Raw genomic sequence first — 24,796 nt, 5'->3', positions numbered from 1 at the left:
CCCTCCGTCGTGTTGATCTTCTCGCCGCGGAACATGGCGTCCCGCAGCCCGAACACGTCGGCCGCGGCGGCGAGCTCGCGCAGCAGGCGCAGCGTCTCGTCCGTGACCAGGTGCTTGGAGTAGTCGACGTGCAGATCGCCGACCTGGACCGTGTAGCGCGCGGCGCGGCCCGGGTCGGTGGTGAACAGATCCCGCAGATGGACCTGGCGCTGCTTCGCGCGGTGGTCCGAAAGGGCCGTCCACTGGGGACGGACCGTGAGGTGCGGGGTGGTGTCAGGCATGTTGAACGCGCTCCTTGGTGCCATCGCCGCGCAGAGCGACGGCGTACATCTCGTCCGCGTCGAGGCGGCGGAGTTCTTCGGCGATCAGCTCGGAGGTGGTGCGGACCTTGAGGGCCAGGGTGCGCTGCGGCTGGCCGGGCAGGGTGAGCTGCGCGAGGGGGCCCTCGGGACGGTCGATGCGGATCTCGCCGCCGGCCGTGCCGAGGCGGACGGCCGTGACGACCGGGCCCGCGGTGGTGACGCGCTCGACGGGCACGCCGAGGCGGGCGCCCAGCCAGCGGGCGAGCAGCTCGGCGCTGGGGTTCTCGGCCTCGCTCTCGACGGCCGCCGAGGTGATCTCGGCGCCTGCCTGGTCGAGGGCGGCGGCCAGCATGGAGCGCCACGGCGTGAGGCGGGTCCAGGCGAGGTCGGTGTCGCCGGGGGCGTACGAGGCGGCGCGGGCGGCCAGCGCGGACAGCGGGTCCTCGACGGCGTACGCGTCGGTGATACGGCGCTGGGCGAGCGCGCCCAGGGGGTCCTTGGCGGGGACGTCGGGGGCGTCGACCGGCCACCAGACGACGACGGGCGCGTCCGGGAGCAGCAGCGGCAGGACGACGGAGTCGGCGTGCTGGCCGACCTCGCCGTACAGGCGCAGCAGGACGGTCTCGCCGGTGCCGGCGTCCGCGCCGACGCGCACCTCGGCGTCGAGGCGGTTGCCCTGGCGGTCGCGGGGCGAGCGGGCGTGCCGCTTGATCACGACGAGGGTGCGCGAGGGGTGCTCGCGGGAGGCCTCCTCGGCGGCCTTGATGGAGTCGTAGGCGTTCTCCTCGTCGGTCACGATGACCATCGTGAGGACCATGCCCACGGCCGGGGTGCCAATCGCCCTGCGGCCTTCCACCAGGGCCTTGTTGACCTTGCTTGCCGTCGTGTCGGTGAGGTCGATCTTCATGGCCTGCGCCAGCTCCGTCCGTCTCGTGCGAGCATCTCGTCCGCTTCCTTCGGGCCCCAGCTTCCCGAGGCGTACTGCGCGGGCCGGCCGTGGGTGTCCCAGTGGCCCTCGATCGGGTCGAGGATCTTCCAGGACTCCTCCACCTCCTCCGTGCGGGGGAAGAGGTTGGCATCGCCGAGCAGGACGTCCAGGATGAGCCGTTCGTACGCCTCCGGGCTGGACTCGGTGAAGGACTCGCCGTAGGCGAAGTCCATCGACACGTCCCGGATCTCCATCGAGGTACCCGGGACCTTCGAGCCGAAGCGTACGGTCATGCCCTCGTCGGGCTGGACGCGGATGACCACGGCGTTCTGGCCGAGTTCCTCCGTGGCGGTGGAGTCGAACGGGGAGTGCGGGGCGCGCTGGAAGACGACGGCGATCTCGGTGACGCGGCGGCCGAGGCGCTTGCCGGTGCGCAGGTAGAAGGGGACGCCCGCCCAACGGCGGTTGTCGACCGACAGCTTGACGGCCGCGTACGTGTCGGTCTTCGACTTGGGGTCGATGCCGTCTTCCTGGAGGTAGCCGGGGACCTTCTCGCCGCCCTGCCAGCCTGCCGCGTACTGGGCGCGGACGGTGTGCTCGCCGAGGTTCTCGGGCAGCCGCACCGACTTGAGGACCTTGAGCTTCTCGGTGAGGAGCGACTCGGCGTCGAAGGAGGCCGGCTCCTCCATGGCGGTGAGGGCCATGAGCTGGAGGAGGTGGTTCTGGATGACGTCGCGGGCGGCGCCGATGCCGTCGTAGTAGCCGGCGCGGCCGCCGATGCCGATGTCCTCGGCCATCGTGATCTGCACGTGGTCGACGTAACTCCGGTTCCAGACGGGTTCGTACATCTGGTTGGCGAAGCGGAGGGCCAGGATGTTCTGGACGGTCTCCTTGCCGAGGTAGTGGTCGATGCGGAAGACCTGGTCGGGGGCGAAGACGTCGTGCACGATCGCGTTGAGTTCGCGGGCGCTGGCCAGGTCGTGGCCGAACGGCTTCTCGATGACGGCGCGACGCCAGGAGCCCTCGGGTCCGTCGGCGAGGCCGTGCTTCTTGAGCTGCTGCACGACCTGCGGGAAGAACTTGGGGGGCACGGAGAGGTAGAAGGCGTAGTTGCCGCTGGTGCCGCGCTTCTCGTCGAGGTCGTCGACGGCCTCGCGCAGCTGCTTGAACGCCGTGTCGTCGTCGAAGTCGCCGGGGATGAAGCGCATGCCCTCGGCGAGCTGCTGCCAGACCTCCTCGCGGAACTCGGTGCGGGAGTGCTCGCGCACCGCGTCGTGGACGACCTGGGCGAAGTCCTGGTCCTCCCAGTCGCGGCGGGCGAAGCCGACGAGCGAGAAGCCCGGCGGCAGCAGTCCGCGGTTGGCGAGGTCGTAGACCGCCGGCATCAGCTTCTTGCGGGACAGGTCGCCCGTGACGCCGAAGATGACGAGGCCGGAGGGGCCCGCGATGCGCGGCAGGCGGCGGTCGCGGGGGTCCCTCAGCGGGTTCTGCCAAGCAGTGGTGCTCACTTGGCCTGCGCCTCCTTGTCGGCGAGGCGGCCGGAGACCGTGCCGAGCAGGTCGTTCCACGCCACGTCGAACTTGGCGACGCCCTCGTCCTCCAGCTGCTGCACGACCTCGTCGTAGGAGATGCCGAGCGCGTCGACGGCCTTGAGGTCGGCGCGCGCCTGCTCGTAGCCGCCCGTCACCGTGTCGCCGGTGATCACGCCGTGGTCGGCGGTGGCCTTCAGGGTGGCCTCCGGCATGGTGTTGACCGTGCCCGGGGCGACGAGCTCGTCGACGTACAGGGTGTCCTTGTACGCGGGGTCCTTGACGCCGGTGGAGGCCCACAGCGGGCGCTGCTTGTTGGCGCCGGCGGCCTCCAGCTTGCCCGCACGCTCGGAGGCGAAGACCTCTTCGTACGCCTCGTACGCGAGACGGGCGTTGGCGAGGGCGGCCTTGCCCTTGAGGGACTTGGCCTCGTCGCTGCCGACCTGGTCGAGCCGCTTGTCGATCTCGGCGTCGACGCGCGAGACGAAGAAGGAGGCGACGGAGTGGATGCCCGCCAGGTCGATGCCCGCGGCCTGCGCCTTCTCCAGGCCCGCGAGGTAGGCGTCCATGACGGCCTTGTAGCGGTCGAGGGAGAAGATCAGGGTGACGTTGACGCTGATGCCGAGGCCGATGACCTCGGTGATGGCCGGGAGGCCCGCCTTCGTCGCAGGGATCTTGATCATGACGTTCGGGCGGTCGACCAGCCAGGACAGCTGCTTGGCCTCGGCGACGGTGGCCGTCGTGTCGTGGGCGAGGCGCGGGTCGACCTCGATGGAGACGCGGCCGTCGCGGCCCTGCGTCGCGTCGTACACGGGGCGCAGGATGTCTGCGGCGGCGCGGACGTCGGCGGTGGTCATCATGCGGACCGCCTCGTCGACGGTGACGCCGCGGGTGGCGAGGTCGGCGAGCTGCTCCTCGTAACCCTCACCGGAACCGATGGCCGCCTGGAAGATCGAGGGGTTCGTCGTGACGCCCACGACGTGGCTGTTCTCGATCAGTTCGGCGAGGTTGCCGGACTCGATGCGCTTGCGGGACAGGTCGTCCAGCCAGATGGAAACGCCTTCGCCGGCAAGGGACTCGAGGGGCGTGACGGTGGAGTCGGCGTTGCTCATGTTCTTCATCTTCTTTCGGGTGTACGGGGGCGTACGGTCAGGCGCGGGCGGCGGTGAGGGACTCGCGCGCCATGGCGGCGATGTTGTCGGCGGTGAAGCCGTACTCGGCGAAGAGCGTGGCGGCGTCGGCGGAGGCGCCGAAGTGCTCCAGGGAGACGATGCGGCCGGCGTCGCCGACGTAGCGGTACCAGGTCAGACCGATGCCGGCCTCGACGGCGACGCGCGCCTTCACGGACGAGGGCAGGACGCTGTCCTTGTAGTCCTGCGACTGCTCCTCGAACCACTCGACGGACGGCATCGACACGACGCGCGTACCGATCCCCTCGGCCTCCAGCTGCTCGCGGGCGGCCACGGCGAGGTGCACCTCGGAGCCGGTCGCGATCAGGATGAGGTCGGGCGTCGCGGTGGACGCCTCACGCAGAACGTAACCGCCCTTCGCCGCCTGCTCGTCGAGCTCGTACGTGGGCACGCCCTGGCGGGTCAGCGCGAGGCCGTGCGGGGCGGGCTTCGTGGTGCCGCGGCGCAGGATCTCGCGCCAGGCGACAGCGGTCTCGTTGGCGTCGGCCGGGCGGACGATGTTCAGACCCGGAATGGCGCGCAGGGAGGCGAGGTGCTCGACGGGCTGGTGCGTGGGGCCGTCCTCGCCCAGGCCGATGGAGTCGTGGGTCCACACGTACGTGACGGGGAGCTGCATCAGCGCGGACAGCCGGACGGCGTTGCGCATGTAGTCCGAGAAGACGAGGAACGTGCCGCCGTAGATGCGGGTGTTGCCGTGCAGCGCGATGCCGTTCATCTCGGCGGCCATCGAGTGCTCGCGGATGCCGAAGTGGATCGTGCGGCCGTACGGGTCGGCCTCCGGCAGCGGGTTGCCCTTCGGCAGGAACGAACTGGCCTTGTCGATGGTCGTGTTGTTCGAGCCCGCGAGGTCGGCGGAGCCGCCCCACAGCTCGGGGATGACCGGGCCGAGCGCCTGGAGGACCTTGCCGGACGCGGCCCGCGTCGCGACCTTCGTGCCCTCGTCGAAGGACGGGAGCGCCTGCTCCCAGCCCTCGGGGAGACGGCCGGCGACGATGCGGTCGAGGAGGGTGGAGCGCTCGGGCTCGGCCGTGCGCCACTCGCCGAGGCGCTTGTCCCACTCGGCGTGCGCGTCGGCGCCGCGGTCGAGGGCCCCGCGGGTGTGGGCGATGACGTCGTCGGCGACCTCGAAGGTCTGCTCCGGGTCGAAGCCGAGGACGCGCTTGGTGGCGGCGATCTCCTCGGCGCCGAGCGCGGAGCCGTGGGACGCCTCGGTGTTCTGCGCGTTCGGGGCGGGCCAGGCGATGATCGTGCGCATCGCGATGATGGACGGGCGGCCGGTGTCGGCCTTCGCCGCGGCCAGGGCCTCGTACAGGGCGTGCACGTCGGTGTCGCCGTCGGCCTTGGGCTCGATGCGCTGGACGTGCCAGCCGTAGGCCTCGTAACGCTTGAGGACGTCCTCGGAGAACGCGGTGGCGGTGTCGCCCTCGATGGAGATGTGGTTGTCGTCGTAGACGAAGACGAGGTTGCCGAGCTTCTGGTGGCCGGCGAGGGAGGACGCCTCGGCGGAGATGCCCTCCTCCAGGTCGCCGTCGGAGACGATCGCCCAGATGGTGTGGTCGAAGGGGGACTCGCCCTCGGGGGCCTCGGGGTCGAAGAGGCCGCGCTCGTAGCGGGCGGCCATCGCCATGCCGACGGCGTTGGCGACGCCCTGGCCGAGCGGGCCGGTCGTCGTCTCGACACCGGCGGTGTGGCCGTACTCGGGGTGGCCGGGCGTCTTCGAGCCGTGGGTGCGGAACGCCTTCAGGTCGTCGAGCTCCAGCTCGTAGCCGGAGAGGAAGAGCTGCGTGTAGAGGGTGAGGCTGGTGTGGCCCGGAGAGAGGACGAAGCGGTCGCGGCCGGTCCACTCGGGGTCGGCCGGGTCGTGGCGCATGACCTTCTGGAAGAGGGTGTACGCGGCGGGGGCCAGACTCATCGCCGTGCCGGGGTGGCCGTTGCCGACCTGCTGCACGGCGTCGGCCGCGAGCAGGCGCGCGGTGTCGACGGCACGCCGGTCGAGGTCACTCCACTCGAAGGGGCCGAGGGCGTCCGGTGTCTGCGTGCTCATCTGTACGACTTCCTTCGCATCCGTATGGCATCCGAGGTACCGAGAGGCACCACCCGACCGGGGCTAAAGACCTGGTCGAACTACCTACGAATCTAAAGGTCATACTTTTGGCGCGGCAGGTGCGCCCGTGCCAGCGTTCGGTGAAAATGGGACACCTGCAAGAGGCCGAGCCGGTTTGAGTCAAGGAAAGTGGATGACGGAGCAGGGCAGCGCACATCCGAGCGCACATATGGGAGCTGCGGAGCACATCCGTACGTATCCCTTCGACCCCAGCGCCAGCGTGTCCGGGGTCGGGATACAGATCGGCCCGATGGGCACGGAGGGTCCCTGGGCGGGCGGGGTCGGCCTGTCGCGCCGCGTGCACCGGATCGACTTCCACGTCCTGCTCTTCTTCCGCGAGGGCCCGGTCCACCACATGATCGACTTCACGGAGTACGAGGTCGGTGCCGGCGACATCCTGTGGATCCGGCCCGGCCAGGTGCACGGCTTCTCCACGGGCGAGCGCTACGTCGGCACCGCGCTCACCATGCAGCCCGGCTTCCTGCCGCGCGCCATCGTCGAGGCGACGGGCCTGTACCGCTACGACCGGCCGCCCCTGCTCCACCCCGACGAGGCACAGCTCGCCGCCCTGGACGCCTCCTTGGACCAACTCCAGCGCGAGTACCTGGACACGGCGACACTCCCGCTCAGCCTGCACACATCGGTCCTGCGGCACTCCCTGACGGCCTTCATGCTGCGGGTCGCCCATGTGTCTGCGCAGGCGGCGGCGGACGAGTGCAGGCCGCAGCCGGACACGACGTTCAGCCGCTTCCGCACGGCGGTCGAGCAGGGCTTCACCACGAACCACAGCGTGAGCGCGTACGCCGACGAGCTCGGCTACTCCCGGCGCACCCTCGTCCGCGCGGTGCGGGCGGCGACGGGCCAGACCCCGAAGGCGTTCATCGACCGCCGGGTGACCCTGGAGGCGAAACGCCTGCTCGCCCACACGGACCTGCCGGTGGGCCGCATCGGCGTGGCCGTCGGCATCGGCGACTCGGCGAACTTCTCGAAGTACTTCCAGCAGCACACGGGCGTGACACCGGCGGCATTCCGGGCCGAACAGGCCTGATACGGGACCTCCCGTCCGGGTATGCACCGGCCTGCGGCGACCCCGTTTCACCCTGCGCAACGGGGGGTTGACCGTTCCCCTGCCGCCCCTTACGGTGCTCGCACCTCTCACAGGTATATCGATTAACCACTCCCGGTTGGAGACATACCGCTGTGCCCTCTGTGCCCTCGACGATGAGTCGGCGCGGATTCCTCGCCGCCGGTGGCGGGCTCGCCGCCGCTTCCGCCCTGTCCGGCTGCTCGGCCCTCGCCGCTGCCGGCGACGACCCCGACACGCTCGTGGTGCACAGCCAGCTCGGCACCACGGCCCCCGGCTCCCCCACCTATCTCTCGGCCCTGGACCGGTTCCGCAAGGAGACCGGCCTCAAGGTGCGCAACCTCGTCAACGGCGACGACCTCGCGCAGGTCTACGAGACCTCGCGACTGGCCCGCAAGGAGCCGGACGTCGTCATGGTGAACCTCTACGACAAGACGCTGGCCTGGACCGATGTCGGCGCCACCGTGGACGTGAAGGGCTACCTGGACGACTGGGGGCTGCGCGAGCGCGTGCTGCCCGTGGCCCTGGACGCGTGGACCGACGGCAAGGGACGGCTGCGCGCGTTCCCGTACTTCGCCACGAACTGGCCGGTCGCCTTCAACCGGGCGCTCCTCGACAAGGCGGGGGTCGGCGAGATACCCGCCACCGGGGATCAGCTCATCGCCGCCGCACGGAAGTTGCGCAGGAAGAACATCGCGCCGGTGACCGTCGGCGGCAACGACTGGACCGGGCAGAAGCTGCTCGCGCAGATCATCCAGACGTTCCTGACCGAGGACGAGGCCAGACACGTCTACGCGACCGGGGACTTCGGCAGCCGGGGCGCACGACAGGGCATCGACTACTTCGTCGAGCTGCGCGACGCCGGGGTGTTTGCCGACAAGGCCCAGGGCCTCACCTCGGATTCGATGACCACGCAGTTCAACACGCAGGCCGCGGCGATGCAGTCGGCGATGTCGTCGGCGCTCGCGAAGGTTCCGGAGCCGGTGGCACGCCACACGGACGTGGGTGGCTGGCCGCTGGCGCCAGGGGCCGCACACGACAAGCCGACGATCCTGCGCACGTACACGCTGATCGGCTTCTGGATCAGCCCGAACGGCACGAAGAAGATCGACGCCGTCGAGAAGTTCCTGCGGTTCATGTACCGCGCGGACACCGTCTCCCGCTTCATCGAGGAGGCCGGGCGCGACATGGCGCTGCGGTCCGACACGGTCAGCTCGGACTTCCCGCTGGTGGCGGCGGCGCAGGGGCTCGGCGGCGATGTGGGCCAGGTTCTGCTGCCCGACCTGTTCGTCCCGCCGGCCGCGACGCAGCCGCTGATCACGGCGACGAGTACGTCCTTCACGCGCGGCACGAGCGCGGCCAGGGTCCGCTCGGTACTCGAGGCCGCGTACCGCGGCGTCTGACCGCCCGCCCCCATCTCTCCTCACAGGTAAGGGAGTTGCTCATGACGACGATGACGTCGACAGCGGGCGAGACCGCGGTCCGCCGCCCCACCTCGTCTCCCCCGGACACCGCCCGGCGGACGCGCCGCCAGGGCGGCACGATCCTCGCGCTGCCCGCGCTCGTCTGGTACCTCGTGTTCATGGTCGGCCCGCTGGTCGCCATCTTCGTGGTGGCGGCGCTGCACTGGCCGGGCATGCTGCAGCCGGTGTCGTTCGCCGGGTTCGACAACGTGCGCACGGTCTTCGCCGACCCGGTGTTCTGGGACGCGGTGAGCAACACGGCGATCCAGCTCGTCGTCGCCGTCCCGGTGATGGTGGTGTGCGCGTACATGCTGGGCTACTACGTCGCGCAGAAGCCGCCCGGCCACAAGGTCGTCCGGTATCTGCTGTTCATCCCCGGGCTGATCTCGACCCCGGCGAAGGCCATGGTCTTCTACGCGGCCCTCTCTCCCGACGGCCTGGTCAACGGCGGCCTGAAGGCGGTCGGTCTCGGCTCGCTCGCCGACGCGTGGCTCGCCTCGCCCTCGACCGCCCTCGCGTGTCTGATCGCCCTGGACATCTGGGCCGGGATCGGGTTCACGGCGGTGCTGTTCGCGGCGCGGCTCGGCAGTGTGCCGGACGAGCTGGGCGAGGCCGCACAGCTCGACGGGGCCGGGCACTGGCGGACCATGTGGCGCATCCACTTCCCGGTGATCAAGGACTATGTCGGCGTCGTGACGATGCTCCAGTTCCTGTGGACGCTGTTCGGCTCGGCGCAGCATGTGCTGCTGCTGACGCAGGGCGGCCCGGGCAGCTCGTCGACGACGCTGTCGTTCCTCGTCTACCAGAAGGCGTTCATCGCGGCCGACCTCGGCTACAGCCAGACCGTCGGTGTCTTCCTCTTCCTCGCCGGGCTCGTCGGACTGCTCGCCATCCGGCGCGCGTTCCGCCAGAACCACTGATCGGAGCCGTCGCCATGAAGTCCGCCAAGCACAGCCGCCTCGGCAGGTCCTGGCTGCCCGCGCACATCCTCGTCTGGCTGTACGCGGTGCTCCTGGTCATCCCCCTGTACTACTTCGTCGCCTCGGCGTTCAAGACGAACGAGGAGATCTTCGCCAGTCCGTTCGCGCTGCCGTCGTCGTTCGGCCTCGGCAACTTCAGTACCGCCTTCCACAGCGCCGGCCTTGGGCTCGCGGTCGTCAACTCGGCGCTGGTGACGGTGTTCTCGCTCGTCCTGACACTCGCGCTCGCGATACCGGCCGCGTTCGCGCTGGCCCGCTCGACGGGCCGGCTCGCCTCCGTGGTCGAGAGCGTCTTCTCGCTGGGGTTCCTGATCCCGACGTTCGCGGCGCTCTTCCCGACGTTCCTGCTGGCCGCGGCCACCGGCCTGTTCCACACCCGCACGTTCATGATCCTGTTCCTGCCGGCCACGGCGCTGCCGCTCTCGGTGGTGATCCTGGTCCAGTTCATGCGGATCGTCCCCAGGGAGATGGAGGAGGCGGCCCGTATGGACGGCGCCTCGACCTTCGCGGTGCTCCGGCACGTGTACACGCCGATGTGCCTGCCCGGCATCGCGACCGTGCTGCTCCTGAACTTCCTGACGTTCTGGAACGAGTACCTGTACTCGCTCGTGATCATCGGCCCCGACCCCGCTCAGCGCACGGTCCAAGTGGCGCTGCCCACGCTGAAGTCCATCACCGGGACGGACTACGGGGTCCTGACCGCGGGGACCGTCCTCACCCTCGTACCGGTGTGGATCGTCTATACGGTGCTCCAGAAGCGGATGCAGCAGGCACTCGTCAGTGGGGCGGTGAAGATGTGAGCAAGGCCCGTACCGGAAGCCGGCCGACCATCAAGGCGGTGGCGGCCGCGGCCGGTGTGTCGACGGCGGCGGTGTCGCAGGCGTTCAACGACAAGGGGCGCCTCGCCGAGCCGACCAGGCGGCGGATCCTCGACGCGGCGGCGGAGCTCGGCTGGTCGCCGAGCGCGTCGGCGGCGGCGCTGCGCAGCGCCCGCACCCGTACGCTCGCGCTCGTCGTGCGCAGGCCCACCGACGTGCTCGGGGCCGACCCGCACTTCAGTGAGCTGATCACCGGCATAGAGGGAGAGCTGGCGCCGCGCGGCTACGGTCTGCTGCTGCATCTGGTGGCCGGTGTCGACGAGGAGAGCGCCCTGTACGAGCGGCTCGCCGCCGAGGGCCGGGTCGACGGGGCCGTCCTCACGGACGCGCGGGCCGACGACCCGCGCCCGGCTCTGCTGCGCCGCATCGGGCTTCCGTCGGTACTGCTCGGCGCGCCCGACCCGGAGGCCACCGTGCCGACCGTCGGCCTCGGCAACCAGGGGTCGGGCGTCCACGAGGCGGTCGACCACCTGCTCGGGCTCGGCCACCGGCGCATCGCGTACGTCTGCGGGCCCACCGAGCTCCAGCACACCCGGCTGCGGCGCACGGTCTTCGAAGAGACGCTCGGCCTCGCCGGGCTCCGGCCCGTCGCCGTCCTGAGCACCGACTTCTCGGAGGGGGCCGCCGTCGCCGCGACCGAGGAGCTGATCGGGCGCACCGAGCGGCCCACCGCGATCGTGTACGCCAACGACTCGATGGCCGTGTGCGGCATCGGCACCGCCCAGCGCGCCGGCCTGCGCGTGCCCGAAGACCTGTCCGTCGTCGGTTACGACAACCTCCCGCTCGGCAGCTGGCTGCACCCGCGCCTGACGACCGTCGACCAGCAGGTGCAGCGGGTCGGCGCGGCCGCCGCGCGCGTGCTGCTCGCCCGGTGCGGCGAGGACGTTCCCGAGACACCTCTCGAAGGGCGCCCGCACCTGGTCGTCCGCGAGTCGACCGGCCCCGCAACCCCCTGACAAGTCCCGCATTCCAACGGAGCTAGGTACCACCATGCGACGCCACAGCGCCCACCTCACCCACGACTCCGCCGTCCTGCCCTGGCTCGGCGCCAACTTCTGGTCCCGCACCGGCGGTCCCCTGATGTGGCGCGACTACGAGCCGAAGACGGTGCGCGAGGAACTGGCGGTGCTGCGCGAGCACGGTCTGAACATGACCCGCTCGTTCTTCTACTGGCCCGACTTCCACCCCGAACCGCACCGGATCGACGAGGAGTTGTGCGAGCGCTTCCGCGACTTCCTCGACGCGCACACCGAGGCGGGCATGGGCACCGTGCCGACGTTCATCGTCGGCCACATGTCCGGCGAGAACTGGGATCCGGCCTGGCGCGGGGGCCGGGACCTGTACGAGGACGTGTGGATGGTCGGCCGCCAGGCGTGGTTCGTGTCCCAGATGACGCGCCGCTTCAAGGACCACCCGGCCGTCACGGGCTGGCTGATCACCAACGAGATGCCGGGCTACGGGCGGATCTACCAGGTCGATCCGCCCTCCAGTGACGTCGTCACGGCGTGGGCCCAGGCCATGTGCAACGCCGTGCGCGCGGCCGGCGGCACCCAGCCCGTCTCCCTGGGCGACGGCGCGTGGGGCATCGAGGTGACGGGCCGCGACAACGGTTTCTCGCTGCGGGACACCGCCGAGTACGTCGACTTCGTGGGCCCGCACGTCTACCGCTCCGACACGGACCGGCCGCGCCAGCACTACCGCGCCGCGTTCGAGTGCGAGCTCGCGGCCGTCACGGGGCAGCCGGTGGTCCTGGAGGAGTTCGGCCTGTCGACGGACACGGTGTCCGCCGAGAACGCGGGCGTGTACTACCGCCAGACCCTGCACAACTCACTGCTGGGCGGCGCGACGGGCTGGGTCGCCTGGAACAACACGGACTACGACGATCTGTGGGACCGGTCCCCCTACGACCACCACCCCTTCGAGATGCACTTCGGCATCACGGACAGCACGGGCGCCCCGAAGGCCCCGCTCGTCGAACTCGCCGCGTTCGCGAAGGTGTTGGAGCAGGTCGACTTCACGCGCTGCCGCCGCTCGGACGCCGGGGCCGCGCTCGTCGTGCCCGCGTTCCTGGAGCGCGGCTACCCGTACAGCCGCCCCGCCGACCGCCCGCTCATCTTCACCTCGCTCCACCAGGGGTACGTCGCGGCGCGCGCCGCGGACCTGGCGGTGGGCCTCACCCGGGAGGCGGACGGCCTCAGCGAGGACCCGCAGCTCTATCTCCTCCCCGCGACAAGGCAGTTGACGACCCGCACCCGGCGCGCACTGGCTCGGCGGGCCACCGAGGGAGCCACGGTCTACCTGTCGTTCTGCTCGGGCGAGCACCCTGGGACGCGCGGGCCGTGGTTCGACGACCTGGACGGCCTGTTCGGCGTCGAGATGCAGCTGTCGTACGGGGTGGCCGAGCCGATCGAGGACGACGTCCTGGAGATGACGTTCACGAGGGACTTCGGGGGCATCAGGGCCGGTGAGACCCTGCGCTTCCCGGTCGCGGGCAACGAGGACAGCCGGGCGTACCTGCCGGTCGAGGCGCGCGACGCTGAGGTCGTCGCCGTCGACGCGCACGGCCGCCCCGCACTCCTCTCGCGGGCCACGGGCCTCGGCCGCACCGTCCTCGCGACGTATCCGCTGGAGCACATGGCCGCCCGCACGGCGCACGTCAACCCGGAGCAGACCCACCGGCTGTACGCGGCGCTCGCCGAGGTCGCCGGTGTGGCACGGCCCGTGACGGTCGAGAGCCCGTATGTGTCGGCCGATGTGCTGGTCCACGAGGACGGGCGGCGGTTCGTGTGGCTGGTGAGCCAGTCCGGGCAGGAGACGACGGTGCGCCCGCAGGCCGCCGGGACGCTGCACGACGCGGGGACGGGCGAGCCCGTCACGGACGTCGCCCTGGACCCGTACGGCGTGCGCGTTCTGGAACTGCGATGAACGAGCCGCTCTACCGCGACCCTGCGGCCCCGGTGCGCGAGCGCGTGCGGGATCTGCTCGGCCGGATGACGCTCACCGAGAAGGTCGGACAGCTCAACCAGCGGATGTACGGCTGGCACGCGTACCAGCGCACCGGCTCGGGCCACCGGCTGACGGACGCGTTCCGCTCCGAGGTCGCCGCGTACGACGGCATGGGCGCCCTGTACGGGCTCCAGCGCGCGGACCCGTGGTCCGGGGTGACCTTCGCCGACGGGATCACGGCGGCGGACGCGGCGGGTGTCGCGGACGCGGTACAGCGGCACATGGTCGAACAGACGCGGCTCGGCATCCCCGTGCTGCTGGTCGAGGAGGTCCCGCACGGCCACCAGGCGCTCGACGGCACCGTCCTGCCGGTGAACCTGGCCGTCGGCTCGACCTGGGACCCGGACCTCTACGAGGAGGCGGCGGCCGGGGCCGGGGCCGAACTACGGGCCAGGGGCGGCCATCTGGCCCTGGTGTCGGCGCTCGATCTCGTCCGCGACCCGCGCTGGGGCCGGGCCGAGGAGTGCTTCGGCGAGGACCCGTATCTGGCGGCCCGGTTCACCGAGGCGCTCGTACGGGGCATGCGGCGGGCCGGGGTCGGGGTGGTGCTGAAGCACTTCGCGGGCCAGGGTTCCTCGGTGGGCGGGCGCAACAGCGCGGCCACCGAGATCGGCGTCCGCGAGCTGCACGAGATCCATCTGGCGGCGGCGCGGGCAGGGGTCCGTGCGGGCGCCGCGGGCGTGATGGCGGCGTACAACGAGTTCGACGGTCTGCCGTGCGCCGCGAGCCGGTATCTCCTGACCGAACTCCTGCGGGAGCGTTGGGGGTTCGACGGCATCGTGATGGCCGACGGGGGCGCGCTCGACCGGCTGACGCGCCTGGCCGGCGATCCCGCGGCGGCGGGCGCGCTCGCCCTGGCGGCGGGCACGGATCTGAGCCTGTGGGACGACTGCTTCCCGCGACTGGGCGAGGCCGTCGAGCGGGGGCTCGTCGCGGAGGCGACCGTGGACTCGGCGGTGGAGCGCGTCCTCGCGCTCAAGTTCCGGCTCGGCCTCTTCGAGCGGCCGTACGTCGGCAGGCCTGAACAACCTTCCGGCGTCCGGGAGTTGAGCGAGCGCCTGGCGCGTGAGTCGATCGTGCTCCTGGAGCACGACGGGGTGACGCTGCCACTCGGCCTTTCCCTGCGCCGCATCGCGGTCATGGGCCCCGGCGCGGACTCCGTTCCCGGCCAGATCGGTGACTACACCGCGCCGCAGCGGCCCGGCTCGGGTGTCACCGTGCTCGACGGAATCCGGGCGGGGGCCGCGCCCGGCGCCGAAGTGACGTATGCACGCGGGTGCGAGCTCGTCGGCGGCGACCTGTCCGGCGTGCCGGAGGCGGTCGCTCTGGCCGCGTCGGCCGAGGTGGCCGTGCTCGTCCTCGGCGGGTCGAGCGCCCGCGAGGGCGACACGCACTTCGAGGCCAACGGGGCGGCCGTCGTCTCCTCGGGGAACCCGGTAGGCATGACCTGCGGCGAAGGCGTCGACCTGGCCGATCTGCGCCTGCCGGACGGGCAGTCGGCGCTGCTCGACGCGGTGGCGGCGACGGGCACCCCGGTCGTCGTGGTCCTGGTCCAGGGCCGCCCGCACGCGCTGCCCGACCTCACGGGGAAGGCGAAGGGCGTGCTGTGCGCCTGGTATCCGGGGCCGTGGGGCGGACGGGCGGTGGCCGACGTCCTGTTCGGGGCCGCGTCGCCGGCGGGCCGGCTCCCGGTGTCGGTGCCGCGGTCCGCCGCGCAGCTGCCGGTGTTCTACAACGCCAAGGACCACGACTACCGCGGCTACGTGGACCAGAGCGCCACCGCGCGGCACGCCTTCGGTCACGGCCTGTCCTACTCGACGGTGGAGTACGCGGCGCCCCGCCTCGCGCACTCCACCGTCACGGCCGGTGAACCCGGCACGACGTGCTCCGTCACCGTGACCAACACCGGGACGCGGCCCGTGCGCGAGACGGTGCAGCTGTATGTGCGCCGGGTGTCGGGCGGTACGTCATGGCCGCGGGCGCGGGAGCTGCGCGGGTTCGTACGGCTCGACCTGGAGCCCGGCGGGAGCGCCGAGGCCGTGTTCGCCCTCGACGCCGAGGTGCTCGCCTCGGTCACCCGCGGCCTGGACCTCGCCGTGGAGCCCGGCGAGGTCCAGATCGAGACGGGACCCTCGTCGGACCGCACGCGGGGCACGGCACTGACCGTGACTCGGTGACAGGGGTGGGGGTGGGGGCCGGGTGATCGGCTGCGGAGCTGGTTGAATCGTCCGTATGTCACGCCCCGCCCCCACCTGCCCCTGCGGGCTCCCCTCCGCGTATGACGCCTGTTGCGGCCGGTATCACTCCGGAGGGGCGAACGCGCCCACCGCCGAGGCCCTGATGCGGTCCCGCTACTGCGCCTTCGCCGTCAAGGACGCCGCGTATCTGCTGCGGACCTGGCACCCGGCCACCCGGCCCCCGGCCATCACCTTCGAGCCGGGGACGAAGTGGACCGGTCTGGAGATCCTGGGGACGAGCGAGGGGTCGGCCTTCCACACCACCGGCACCGTGACCTTCCGGGCCCGCTACACCGACGGCGGGCGGCCCGGCTCGCTTCACGAGCGCAGCCGGTTCATACGGCTCGACGGCGCCTGGGTGTACGTGGACGGCGACTTCATCGAGTAGGGCCCGGCCCTGCGATCAGGGCGCGAGGATGTCCAGTTCCTGGAGCGCGCCCACCGCGATCTCGCGCGTGAGCGCCTCCGCGCGGATCGCGTCCCCCTCGCGGACGGCCTCGGCGACGTGCACATGCAGCGACACGGCCGCCGGGTCCGGGTCCTCGAACATCACCTGGTGGTGCGTGCGGCCCGCGAGGACCTCCGCGACCACGTCACCGAGCCGGGCGAACATCTCGTTGCCCGACGCGTTCAGGACGACCCGGTGGAACTCGATGTCGTGGACGAGGTACGCCTCCAGCTGATGGCCGCGTGACGTGGCGACCATGCCGAGCGCGCACTCGGTGAGCGCCGCGCACTGCTCGGCCGTGGCGTGGGTCGCGGCGAGTCCGGCCGCGACCGGCTCGACCGCGGAACGCAGCACCGTGAGGGAGCGCAGCTGCCGCGGCCGGTCCGCGCCGGCCAGCCGCCAGCGGATGACCTGCGGGTCGTAGACGTTCCACTCCTGCGTGGGCCGTACGGTCACGCCGACCCGGCGCCGGGATTCCACGAGGTGCATCGACTCGAGCACCCGTACGGCCTCCCGCATGACGGAGCGCGACACCTCGTAGCGCTGGGCCAGCTCGTCCGTGCGCAGCACGCTGCCCGGTGGGTACTCCCCCGCGGTGATGGCGGGGCCGAGGTTCTCCAGTACGTGGGCGTGCAGCCCCCGGCCCTGTGTGGTCATGACGTCAGCGTACGAGGCGGGCCGACGGAATAAAAAGTCAGACTTTTGTGTCACAGTCTCTTGAATTTGTCCGACCATTTAGGTTTCAGTGGCGTGACACAGCGATGTCGAAGAAGACAGCGAGGACGCGATGAAGACACGACGCACCCCCCACGTCGTCGTAGTCATGGGCGTGGCAGGGACCGGCAAGACCACGATCGGCCCCCTGCTCGCAGACAGGCTCGGCGTTCCGTACGCCGAGGGCGACGACTTCCACCCGCCGGCGAACATCGCCAAGATGTCGGCCGGCACCCCCCTGACCGACGACGACCGGTGGCCGTGGCTCGACGCCATCGGCGAGTGGGCGCACGGACGGGCGGGACTCGGCGGCGTCGTCAGCAGCTCCGCGCTCAAGCGGAGCTATCGCGACCGGCTCAGGGCCGAGGCCCCCGGAGTCGTGTTCGTCCACCTCACGGGTGACCGCGCCCTCATCGAGGACCGGATGTCGCACCGCCAGGGGCACTTCATGCCCACGGCCCTGCTGGACTCGCAGTTCGCCACGCTCCAGCCGCTCGCGGCGGACGAGGCGGGCGTCGACGTCGATGTGTCGGGCAGCCCCGAGGAGATCACGGAGCGGGCCGTCGCGGCCCTCGACAGCCTCGAAGGCCGGTCCCCGTCCCCCAGCGCCCGGCGCTGAAGTAGCCCAGAAGTCCCCACCACCACCAAGGAAAAGCCGTGACCAGTCTCAGCGTCGAGACGCTGGCAGCGGATGCCGTCGAACCGATCACCTCGGCGGGCCACGCCCAGCTGGGGATCGCCGTCCTCGCGGGCATCGCTGTCATCGTTCTGCTCATCACGAAGTTCCGGGTCCACGCCTTCCTGGCGCTGACCATCGGTTCTCTGGCCCTGGGAGCCTTCGCGGGCGCCCCCCTCGACAAGACCATCGTCAGCTTCACCGCGGGCCTTGGTTCCACCGTGGCCGGTGTGGGTGTGCTGATCGCGCTCGGCGCGATCCTGGGCAAGCTGCTCGCCGACTCCGGCGGCGCCGACCAGATCGTCGACACGATCCTCGCCAAAGCGGGCGGGCGCGCCATGCCGTGGGCGATGGTCCTGATCGCCTCGGTGATCGGTCTGCCGCTGTTCTTCGAGGTCGGCATCGTGCTGCTGATCCCGGTCGTCCTGATGGTCGCCAAGCGCGGCAACTACTCGCTGATGCGCATCGGCATCCCGGCCCTCGCCGGCCTGTCGGTCATGCACGGCCTGATCCCGCCGCACCCCGGCCCGCTCGTCGCGATCGACGCCGTCGGCGCCAACCTCGGCGTCACGCTCGCCCTGGGTGTCCTCATCGCCATCCCGACGGTGATCATCGCGGGTCCGCTGTTCTCGAAGGTCGCCGCGCGCTGGGTGGACGTCCAGGCCCCGGACAAGATGACCCCGGCGCGGGCCAGCGACGACCTGGAGAAGCGTCCCAGCTTCCGCGCGGCCGTCGCCACGATCCTGCTCCCCGTCGTCCTGATGCTCGCCAAGGCACTCGTCGACATCGTCGTGGACAAGCCCGAGCACACCGTGCAGCGCGTCTTCGACGTCATCGGTTCGCCGCTGATCGCCCTGCTCGCCGCCGTGATCGTCGGCATGTTCACGCTGGGCCGCGCGGCCGGGTTCACCAAGGACCGGCTGTCCTCCACCGTCGAGAAGTCGCTCGCCCCGATCGCGGGCGTCCTCCTCATCGTCGGCGCGGGCGGCGGCTTCAAGCAGACCCTCATCGACTCCGGCGTGGGCCAGATGGTCCTCGACATCTCCAAGGACTGGGCGATCCCGGCCCTGCTGCTCGCCTGGCTGATCGCGGTCGTCATACGCCTCGCGACGGGCTCCGCCACCGTCGCGACCATCTCGGCGGCCGGTCTCGTGGCGCCGCTCGCGGCCGACATGTCGACCGCGCACACGGCCCTGCTGGTCCTCGCGATCGGCGCCGGCTCGCTCTTCTTCAGCCACGTGAACGACGCGGGCTTCTGGCTGGTGAAGGAGTACTTCGGCCTGAACGTCGGGCAGACCATCAAGACCTGGTCCGTCATGGAGACGATCATCTCGGTCGTCGCCGGTGGCCTGGTCCTGCTGCTGTCCCTGGTCATTTAGCGACGGGAGTACCGAGCCATGACCCACCCCCTCTTCGACATCAGCGGCCGCACGGCCCTGGTGACCGGTTCCAGCCGCGGGATCGGGTTCGCCCTGGCCCGCGGCCTCCTGGAGGCCGGCGCGACCGTCGTCCTCAACGGACGCGACGAGTCCGCCCTCGCGGACGCGGCCGAGCGGCTGTCGGATCAGACGGGAAACAGCCCGGTCCACACCGCGGCGTTCGACGTCACGGACGGACCGTCCGTGGCCGCCGGAGTCGCCGGGGTCGAGGAGCGGGTGGGTCCGCTCGACATCCTCGTCAACAACGCGGGCATGCAACTGCGCGCCCCGCTCCTGGAGTTCACCGACGCCGACTGGCACCGAATCCTGAACACCAATCTGACGAGCGCGTTTCTGGTGGGCCGTGAGGCGGCCCGCGGCATGGTGGAACGCGGCCACGGAAAGATCATCAACATCTGCTCGCTGCAGAGCGAGGTCGTGCGGCCCGGCATCGCGCCCTACGCCGCGACCAAGGGCGCCCTGAAGATGCTCACCAAGGGCATGTGCGCCGACTGGGGCCCTTCCGGGGTCCAGGTCAACGGGCTCGGCCCCGGCTACATCGAGACCGAGCTGACCGAACCGCTCGTCCGTGACGAGGAGTTCAGCGCCTGGGTCCGCCGCAGGACCCCGGCCGGCCGCTGGGGCCGCACCGACGACCTCGTCGGCGGCACCCTGTTCCTGGCCTCGCCCGCGTCCGACTTCGTCAGCGGGCAGATCCTCTACGTCGACGGCGGCATGACGAGCGTTCTCTAGAAGACCTCATGGCTGGAGGAGACCTGATGCTGGGCTGCGTGATCCACGGCGCGGGAGATCTGCGCGTCGACGAACTCCCCGTCCCCGAACCCGGCCCGGGTCAGGCGCTCGTCGCCGTCCGCTACGGCGGGGTGTGCGGCTCCGACCTGCACTACTGGCGCCACGGCGGCGTCGGCGACTTCCGGCTCCGGGAACCCATGCTGCTCGGCCACGAGGTCGTGGGCACGGTCATCTCGTACGGGGACGGTGCCACCGGCCCCGCGCCCGGCACGGCCGTCGCCGTGCACCCCGCCACCCCCTGCGGGATCTGCCCCGAGTGCGTGGACGGGCGGCGCAATGTCTGCCGCGACACCCGCTACCTCGGCAGCGCGGCCCGCACCCCGCACGTCCAGGGCGGATTCGCCGCGCGGATCACCGTCCCCGCCGACCAGTTGAGGGCCGTACCGGCCGGGCTTCCGCTCGACCGGGCCGCCCTCGCCGAGCCCCTCGCGGTGGCGCTGCACGCGGTGCGCCGGGCGGGACCGGTCGCGGGCAAACACGTGCTCGTGACCGGCGCGGGCCCCATCGGCTGCCTCGTCGTCGCCGCGGCCAAGGCGGCCGGGGCGGCCCACGTGACCGCCACCGATCTCCTCCCCGAAGCTCTCCGGTACGCGGAACTCGCCGGCGCCGACACCCTCGTACGCGCGGACGACCCGGCCGACAAGGGCTGGCCCGACGAGGCCCACGCGGCTGTCGAGGCTTCGGGCGTGGCCGCCGGGCTCGACAGCTGCCTGCGCCAGGTGCGGCGCGGCGGTGTGGTCGTACAGCTCGGGATGCTGCCGCCGGGGCAGAGTCCGTTCGCGGGGAACCTCGTGGTCAGCCGGGAGATCGAGCTGCGCGGGGCGTTCCGCTTCGACACGGAGTTCGACGACGCGCTGCGCCTGCTCGCCGAGCAACCGGGGCTGGCGGAGCTGATCAGCGCGGTGGTCCCGGTGGCGGAAGCGGAGTCGGCGTTCGTGCTGGCCGCGGACCGCGCGCGGGCGTGCAAGGTCCTGCTGGACTTCGGCGCGGGCGCGTAGCGCGGCCCGTCAAGGCAGCCACTCGCCGTGCTCGCGCTCGGCCCACTCCCTCCCCACGAACCCGGTCCGCATGCCGAGCCGCGCCTCGGGGTCCGCCCACGCCTTCGCGATGTGCCCGGCGACCACGATGCCGAGGGCGAGGGACAGCCAGTCGTGCACGAAGGTGCTGCCGGTGCGCCACGTGAGGGGCGCGAGGTAGGTGAACCACATGAGCAGGCCCGTGCCGAGCATCACCAGGACCGCTCCCCCGAGCCAGCCCGCGTACAGCTTCTGGCCCGCGTTGAACTTGCCCGCTGGCCTCGGGCCCGAGCGGCGCAGGGCGGAGCGAAGCCAGGTGCGGTCGTGCGGGACGAAGCGGTTCAGGCGGCGCAGGTCGGCGCGGAAGGCGCGGGACGCGAGGCCGGCGAGGTAGGGCGCGGGCAGCAGGAGACCTGACCACTCGTGGAGCCTGACCACGAGTTCGCGGCGGCCGACGAGCTCCGCGAACTGGGGCACGTACAGGCAGGCCGCCGTCAGGATGCACAGGCCCATGAGGGCCGCCGTGGACCGGTGGACCCAGGTCTCGGTGCGGGTGAAGCGCCTTACGCGCGCGGTGAGTTCACTGGGTGGGTTCATCGTCGCGTCCGTTCGAGCGGCCGACCCACGCGTCCACGTCGTAGCCGCGCTCTTCCCAGTAGCCGGGTTCGACGCGGTCGGTGACGGTGATGCCGGACAGCCATTTCGCCGACTTGTAGAAGTACATGGGGCCGACGTAGAGGCGGACCGGCCCGCCGTGGGTGTGACCGAGGGGCTTGTCCTGCATCCGCAGCGCGACGAGCACGTCGGCACGGCGGGCCTGGGACAGCGTGAGGCTCTCGCTGTACGTGCCGTCGAAGCAGGTCAGCCGCAGCGCCTTGGCGGACGGCCGGACCCCGGCCGCGTCCAGGATGGCGGAGAGGCGTACGCCCTCGAAGGGGGTTTCCGGCACGCGCCACCCGGTGACGCACTGGACGTCGCGCACGAGGCGGGTCTGCGGGAGCGCCCGCAGCGCGGGGAGCGTGTAGGTGGTGGGCCGGTCGACGAGGCCGTCGACGGTGAGGCGGTAGTCGGCGGCCGACCTGTTGGGGACGGAGGAGGCGACCGAGTAGTAGCGGAAGCCGCCGCCGTTCGGCAGGAGGTCCGTCAGGCCGGTGGGGTCCTTGTCCGCGGCGCTGCCGAGGAAGGATTCGAGGCCGCGCTGAAGGGTGGGCGCGGCGGCGACGCCGAGGGCGCCGAGTCCGAGCATGCCGAGGACGAGACGGCGGCCGACGGGCGCGCCTCGCTGCTCGTCCCGCTCGGGCGGTACGGGTTCTTCCGGGTTCACACACTGATTCGAGCACCCGCGGCCGCCGGTGACCAGTGGCCACGGGTGTTCGTCAGCGTTCTGTCACTTCTGGGCGGGCACGCCGGCCGCCTTCTCCAGCTGGAACGCCTCGTTGCCGAGACCGATCCCGGCGTGCGCCTCGGGGTTCCTGCCGCGCAGGACGACGCCGTGGACGAAGCCGATGACGGCGGCCAGCGCGATGATGCCGGGCAGCACCCAGTTGAGGGAGGAGCCCGGGCCCGAGCCGACGAGGACGTCGAAGTCCTTGACCGTGTAGAAGGCGATGACGAGCAGCGCGATCCCGGCGATCCCCGACGCGATCAGGCGCCAGATCTGAGCGCCCGCGGCGCCGCGCCTGACGAAGAAGACGATCACGGCCAGCGAGGCGGTGGCCATCAGCAGGATGATGCCGAGGGCGCCGACGTTGCCGCCCCAGGTGAAGAGCTTGAGCACGGGCGCCGTCGGGTCGCCCGCCTTGCCGTCGTCGGTGACCGCGAAGGCCACGACGATGATCAGGGAGAGGGCGGTCTGGAGCAGGGAGCCGGTGCCGGGCGCGCCGCTGGAGCTGTTGGTGCGGCCGAAGGTGGCGGGCAGCAGTCCCTCTCGTCCCATGGCGAAGGCGTAGCGCGAGACGACGTTGTGGAAGCTGAGGAGCGCCGCGAACATGCCCGTGACGAACAGGACATGGACGATGTCCGTGAACGTGCCGCCGAGCCTGCTCTCCGTCAGGAAGAACATCAGGCCCGCGCTCTGCTTCTGCGCGGTCGGGATGATCGCGGAGGGTCCCGCGGCGACGGTGAGCGCCCAGGAGCTGATGGCGAAGAAGACGGCGACGAAGCCGACCGCCATGAACATCACGCGCGGCACGAGGATGTGCGGGCGGCTGGTCTCCTCCGCGTACACGGGCGCCTGCTCGAAGCCGGTGAAGGCGGCGATGCAGAAGCACAGGGCGGTGCCGACGCCCGCGCCGGTGAGGGTGTCCGGGTTGAAGGCGTGCAGCGACAGGCCCTCCTTGGCCGGGTCGCCGATCGCCGCGATGTCGAAGATGACGACGAGCGCGACCTCCACGAGCAGGAGTACGCCGAGCACGCGCGCGTTCACGTCGATCTTCAGCAGGGCGAGCGCGCCGACGGCGAGCACGGCGACCAGCGCCGGGATCCACCAGGCGATGCTGAGGTCGAGGTAGGTGGCGAGGAGGTTGGACACCTCGAAGCCGAACATCCCGTAGATGCCGACCTGGAGGACGCTGTAGGCGACGAGCGCGACCAGGGCGGCGCCCGCACCGGCGGTCGGGCCGAGGCCGCGGGATATGTACGCGTAGAAGGCGCCGGCGTTGTGGACGTGCCGGCTCATCTCGGCGTAGCCGACACTGAAGAGGGCGAGGACGACGCCCAGGATGAGGAAGAGCAGCGGCTGCCCGACGACACCCATCACGGCGAACGTGGTGGGCATGACGCCGGCGACCACCATGAGCGGGCCCGTCGCGGCCAGCACGGAGAGCAGCAGGCCCGCCGTGCCGAGGCGGCCGGCGCGCAGAGCGCTCTCCTGTCCCTTGAAGGTGTTGATCCCCGCGTCGGACGCGGGGGGTGGTGCCGTGTCGCTCGTGCTCGAACTGCCCGTCGTCATGGCGGGGTTGTCCCTTCCCTGTGGATGAGCGCTGCTGGTGCGGGTGTCTGGGGATGCCTGGGGGCGTCGTCCTAGGCCGTGCCGAGCGCGGCGCGGCGCGCGGCGCTGAACGCTTCGTGCGGATCCCGGTCCGGGTACGACCAGGGGGCCGCGGTGGCGTGCCGGCCGATGCGGTGGAACAGGGCGGCGGCCTCCGCGGGCCTGCCCTCGCAGGACTTGGCGTGGGCGAGGAAGTTCAGGTCGACGCGGCCGCGCGGATGAGCGGAGCGCTCCGGAGAGCCCCATTCGAGCCACCAGTCGAAGGCGGTCTTCATCACGACGCGGGCGCGGCGGCCCGTCCAGTGTCCGGACGCCTTGGGGTCGGGCGGTTCACTGCCGGCGGCGGCGAGGACGCGGTAGCGCTCAGCGTGCGCGACGACGGGGAGGACGGCCAGCGGTGATCCGGGTCCGGCCTGTTCGGCGGCCCAGGACGCGAAGTCGTAGACCTCGTGGAGCGGGTCCTGGCCCGCGTCGGGGCGGCGTTCGGCGAGCCTGGCGACCATCAGGTGGTGGGCGTGGTGGTGCTCGGGGTGGCGGTGGCGGATCTCGTCGAAGAGGCGGACGACGTCCTCCTCGCGGCCCATGTCCCGTTCCAGAAGCAGGAGTCCGAGCCAGGGAGTGGGGTCGGCGGGCGCGAGGGCGGCGGCGTCGCGGCAGGCGTCGCGGGCCTTTTCGGGTCGCGACTTGCCGATACGGGCGCGCTGCACGGCGGCGAGGGCGAGCAGGACGGCGGCGTCGGCCGACTCGGGTTCGGCGAGCCGCCAGTCCCTGACCCAGGCGGTGGTCGTGGGTTCCTCGGCGAGGACGACGACGCGATGACCGCGGCGGTCCCAGTCGTCGCCGGTGGCCGAGATCAGTTCCCTGACCTCGGTCCAGCGCCCCTGAGCGAGGGCCGCGCGGGCGGCCACGAGGCCGCTGTCGTCGAGCGCGGAGTCGAACGGGGCAGCGGCCCGCTTGCGGGCACGCCCGAGTGGTGGCGGGGGTGGGGGCACCGCAGGAAGTCCTCTACGACGCGGCTTAC

The 24,796-nt window shown here is 71.5% G+C and carries 21 protein-coding genes and 1 pseudogene; 12 read left to right on the top strand and 10 right to left on the bottom strand.

Annotation, left to right across the window (positions count from 1 at the left end; genetic code table 11):
• The 5 genes and pseudogenes from CG723_RS38330 to tkt form a co-directional block, all read right to left on the bottom strand.
• Window positions 1-281: pseudogene (locus CG723_RS38330) on the bottom strand (glucose-6-phosphate isomerase); the annotation flags it as partial.
• Complete coding sequence (opcA, locus tag CG723_RS38325) at window positions 274-1,209, bottom strand: glucose-6-phosphate dehydrogenase assembly protein OpcA (protein ID WP_100598159.1); 936 nt, start codon at window positions 1,207-1,209, stop codon at window positions 274-276. The gene opcA and the pseudogene CG723_RS38330, both read right to left, overlap by 8 nt.
• Complete coding sequence (gene zwf / locus CG723_RS38320) at window positions 1,206-2,738, bottom strand: glucose-6-phosphate dehydrogenase (RefSeq protein ID WP_100598158.1); 1,533 nt, start codon at window positions 2,736-2,738, stop codon at window positions 1,206-1,208. Before zwf ends, opcA begins: the two co-directional genes overlap by 4 nt.
• Entirely contained in the window at window positions 2,735-3,880 is a 1,146-nt protein-coding gene (gene tal / locus CG723_RS38315; RefSeq protein WP_100598157.1) for a transaldolase, read from the bottom strand. Before tal ends, zwf begins: the two co-directional genes overlap by 4 nt.
• A 28-nt stretch (window positions 3,881-3,908) precedes the next feature.
• Complete coding sequence (tkt, locus tag CG723_RS38310; protein ID WP_100598156.1) at window positions 3,909-5,993, bottom strand: transketolase; 2,085 nt, start codon at window positions 5,991-5,993, stop codon at window positions 3,909-3,911.
• Window positions 5,994-6,186: 193 nt separating this feature from the next.
• Here tkt and CG723_RS38305 point away from each other — a divergent pair, with 193 nt between their 5' ends.
• The 8 genes from CG723_RS38305 to CG723_RS38270 all read left to right on the top strand — a co-directional run bounded on the left by CG723_RS38305 (window position 6,187) and on the right by CG723_RS38270 (window position 16,089).
• Window positions 6,187-7,101 carry a helix-turn-helix transcriptional regulator gene (locus CG723_RS38305; RefSeq protein ID WP_100598155.1) on the top strand — a complete coding sequence of 305 codons (915 nt, stop codon included), beginning with the start codon at window positions 6,187-6,189 and terminating at the stop codon, window positions 7,099-7,101.
• A gap of 161 nt (window positions 7,102-7,262) precedes the next feature.
• Entirely contained in the window at window positions 7,263-8,540 is a 1,278-nt protein-coding gene (locus CG723_RS38300; protein ID WP_100598154.1) for an ABC transporter substrate-binding protein, read from the top strand.
• A 41-nt stretch (window positions 8,541-8,581) separates the two neighbouring features.
• Entirely contained in the window at window positions 8,582-9,520 is a 939-nt protein-coding gene (locus CG723_RS38295; RefSeq protein WP_100598153.1) for a carbohydrate ABC transporter permease, read from the top strand.
• 14 nt (window positions 9,521-9,534) lie between these two features.
• Window positions 9,535-10,380 carry a carbohydrate ABC transporter permease gene (locus tag CG723_RS38290; protein WP_100598152.1) on the top strand — a complete coding sequence of 282 codons (846 nt, stop codon included), beginning with the start codon at window positions 9,535-9,537 and terminating at the stop codon, window positions 10,378-10,380.
• A complete protein-coding gene (locus CG723_RS38285) occupies window positions 10,377-11,414 on the top strand; it encodes a LacI family DNA-binding transcriptional regulator (RefSeq protein WP_100598151.1) in 1,038 nt (345 codons plus the stop codon). The genes CG723_RS38290 and CG723_RS38285 overlap by 4 nt, the downstream gene beginning before the upstream one ends.
• 34 nt (window positions 11,415-11,448) lie before the next feature.
• Window positions 11,449-13,383 (top strand): glycoside hydrolase 5 family protein, encoded by a 1,935-nt coding sequence (locus CG723_RS38280; protein WP_100598150.1) that lies wholly within the window; start codon window positions 11,449-11,451, stop codon window positions 13,381-13,383.
• The gene (locus tag CG723_RS38275; protein ID WP_100598149.1) at window positions 13,380-15,641 is read left to right on the top strand and encodes a glycoside hydrolase family 3 N-terminal domain-containing protein; all 2,262 of its coding nucleotides are present in this window, start codon (window positions 13,380-13,382) and stop codon (window positions 15,639-15,641) included. The genes CG723_RS38280 and CG723_RS38275 overlap by 4 nt, the downstream gene beginning before the upstream one ends.
• 55 nt (window positions 15,642-15,696) lie before the next feature.
• Window positions 15,697-16,089, top strand: a complete 393-nt coding sequence (locus tag CG723_RS38270) for a YchJ family protein (protein ID WP_100598148.1) — start codon at window positions 15,697-15,699, stop codon at window positions 16,087-16,089.
• Window positions 16,090-16,104: 15 nt separating this feature from the next.
• Here the strand turns inward: CG723_RS38270 and CG723_RS38265 are convergent, their stop codons facing one another.
• Window positions 16,105-16,806: a FadR/GntR family transcriptional regulator gene (locus CG723_RS38265; RefSeq protein WP_100598147.1), complete on the bottom strand. Its 702-nt coding sequence runs from the start codon at window positions 16,804-16,806 to the stop codon at window positions 16,105-16,107.
• A gap of 130 nt (window positions 16,807-16,936) precedes the next feature.
• Between CG723_RS38265 and CG723_RS38260 the strand changes: the two genes are divergently transcribed.
• From CG723_RS38260 to CG723_RS38245, 4 genes are read left to right on the top strand one after another with little or no spacing between them, the layout of a single operon-like run.
• Entirely contained in the window at window positions 16,937-17,482 is a 546-nt protein-coding gene (locus CG723_RS38260) for a gluconokinase (RefSeq protein WP_100598146.1), read from the top strand.
• Between the two features lie 38 nt (window positions 17,483-17,520).
• On the top strand, window positions 17,521-18,918 hold the full coding sequence (locus CG723_RS38255) for a GntT/GntP/DsdX family permease (protein ID WP_100598145.1): 1,398 nt from the start codon (window positions 17,521-17,523) through the stop codon (window positions 18,916-18,918).
• Window positions 18,919-18,936: 18 nt separating this feature from the next.
• Entirely contained in the window at window positions 18,937-19,710 is a 774-nt protein-coding gene (locus CG723_RS38250; protein WP_100598144.1) for an SDR family oxidoreductase, read from the top strand.
• Window positions 19,711-19,736: 26 nt separating this feature from the next.
• Entirely contained in the window at window positions 19,737-20,768 is a 1,032-nt protein-coding gene (locus CG723_RS38245) for an L-idonate 5-dehydrogenase (RefSeq protein WP_199842062.1), read from the top strand.
• A gap of 9 nt (window positions 20,769-20,777) precedes the next feature.
• Here the strand turns inward: CG723_RS38245 and CG723_RS38240 are convergent, their stop codons facing one another.
• From CG723_RS38240 to CG723_RS38225, 4 genes are all read right to left on the bottom strand, one after another.
• Complete coding sequence (locus tag CG723_RS38240) at window positions 20,778-21,383, bottom strand: cytochrome b/b6 domain-containing protein (protein WP_100598142.1); 606 nt, start codon at window positions 21,381-21,383, stop codon at window positions 20,778-20,780.
• Window positions 21,367-22,032 carry a molybdopterin-dependent oxidoreductase gene (locus CG723_RS38235; protein ID WP_100598174.1) on the bottom strand — a complete coding sequence of 222 codons (666 nt, stop codon included), beginning with the start codon at window positions 22,030-22,032 and terminating at the stop codon, window positions 21,367-21,369. Before CG723_RS38235 ends, CG723_RS38240 begins: the two co-directional genes overlap by 17 nt.
• 141 nt (window positions 22,033-22,173) lie before the next feature.
• Entirely contained in the window at window positions 22,174-23,736 is a 1,563-nt protein-coding gene (locus CG723_RS38230) for an APC family permease (protein WP_100598141.1), read from the bottom strand.
• 71 nt (window positions 23,737-23,807) lie between these two features.
• Window positions 23,808-24,767 carry a hypothetical protein gene (locus CG723_RS38225; protein ID WP_100598140.1) on the bottom strand — a complete coding sequence of 320 codons (960 nt, stop codon included), beginning with the start codon at window positions 24,765-24,767 and terminating at the stop codon, window positions 23,808-23,810.
• Between the last annotated feature and the right edge of the window lie 29 nt (window positions 24,768-24,796).

Origin of the sequence: Streptomyces sp. CB01635 (assembly GCF_002803065.1) — a bacterium.
Lineage (GTDB): Bacteria > Actinomycetota > Actinomycetes > Streptomycetales > Streptomycetaceae > Streptomyces.
Note: the sequence above shows the minus strand (reverse complement) of the source record. Positions and strands in the feature narration are given on the sequence as shown.

Bases quoted from the DNA above. Each gene is read 5' to 3' on its own strand.
- opcA (WP_100598159.1), bottom strand. From the start codon at position 1,209: ATGAAGATCGACCTCACCGACACGACGGCAAGCAAGGTCAACAAGGCC.
- tal (WP_100598157.1), bottom strand. From the start codon at position 3,880: ATGAAGAACATGAGCAACGCCGACTCCACCGTCACGCCCCTCGAGTCC.
- tkt (WP_100598156.1), bottom strand. From the start codon at position 5,993: ATGAGCACGCAGACACCGGACGCCCTCGGCCCCTTCGAGTGGAGTGAC.
- CG723_RS38305 (WP_100598155.1), top strand. From the start codon at position 6,187: ATGACGGAGCAGGGCAGCGCACATCCGAGCGCACATATGGGAGCTGCG.
- CG723_RS38295 (WP_100598153.1), top strand. From the start codon at position 8,582: ATGACGACGATGACGTCGACAGCGGGCGAGACCGCGGTCCGCCGCCCC.
- CG723_RS38290 (WP_100598152.1), top strand. From the start codon at position 9,535: ATGAAGTCCGCCAAGCACAGCCGCCTCGGCAGGTCCTGGCTGCCCGCG.
- CG723_RS38280 (WP_100598150.1), top strand. From the start codon at position 11,449: ATGCGACGCCACAGCGCCCACCTCACCCACGACTCCGCCGTCCTGCCC.
- CG723_RS38275 (WP_100598149.1), top strand. From the start codon at position 13,380: ATGAACGAGCCGCTCTACCGCGACCCTGCGGCCCCGGTGCGCGAGCGC.
- CG723_RS38270 (WP_100598148.1), top strand. From the start codon at position 15,697: ATGTCACGCCCCGCCCCCACCTGCCCCTGCGGGCTCCCCTCCGCGTAT.
- CG723_RS38265 (WP_100598147.1), bottom strand. From the start codon at position 16,806: ATGACCACACAGGGCCGGGGGCTGCACGCCCACGTACTGGAGAACCTC.
- CG723_RS38260 (WP_100598146.1), top strand. From the start codon at position 16,937: ATGAAGACACGACGCACCCCCCACGTCGTCGTAGTCATGGGCGTGGCA.
- CG723_RS38250 (WP_100598144.1), top strand. From the start codon at position 18,937: ATGACCCACCCCCTCTTCGACATCAGCGGCCGCACGGCCCTGGTGACC.
- CG723_RS38245 (WP_199842062.1), top strand. From the start codon at position 19,737: ATGCTGGGCTGCGTGATCCACGGCGCGGGAGATCTGCGCGTCGACGAA.
- CG723_RS38240 (WP_100598142.1), bottom strand. From the start codon at position 21,383: ATGAACCCACCCAGTGAACTCACCGCGCGCGTAAGGCGCTTCACCCGC.
- CG723_RS38235 (WP_100598174.1), bottom strand. From the start codon at position 22,032: ATGCTCGGACTCGGCGCCCTCGGCGTCGCCGCCGCGCCCACCCTTCAG.
- CG723_RS38230 (WP_100598141.1), bottom strand. From the start codon at position 23,736: ATGACGACGGGCAGTTCGAGCACGAGCGACACGGCACCACCCCCCGCG.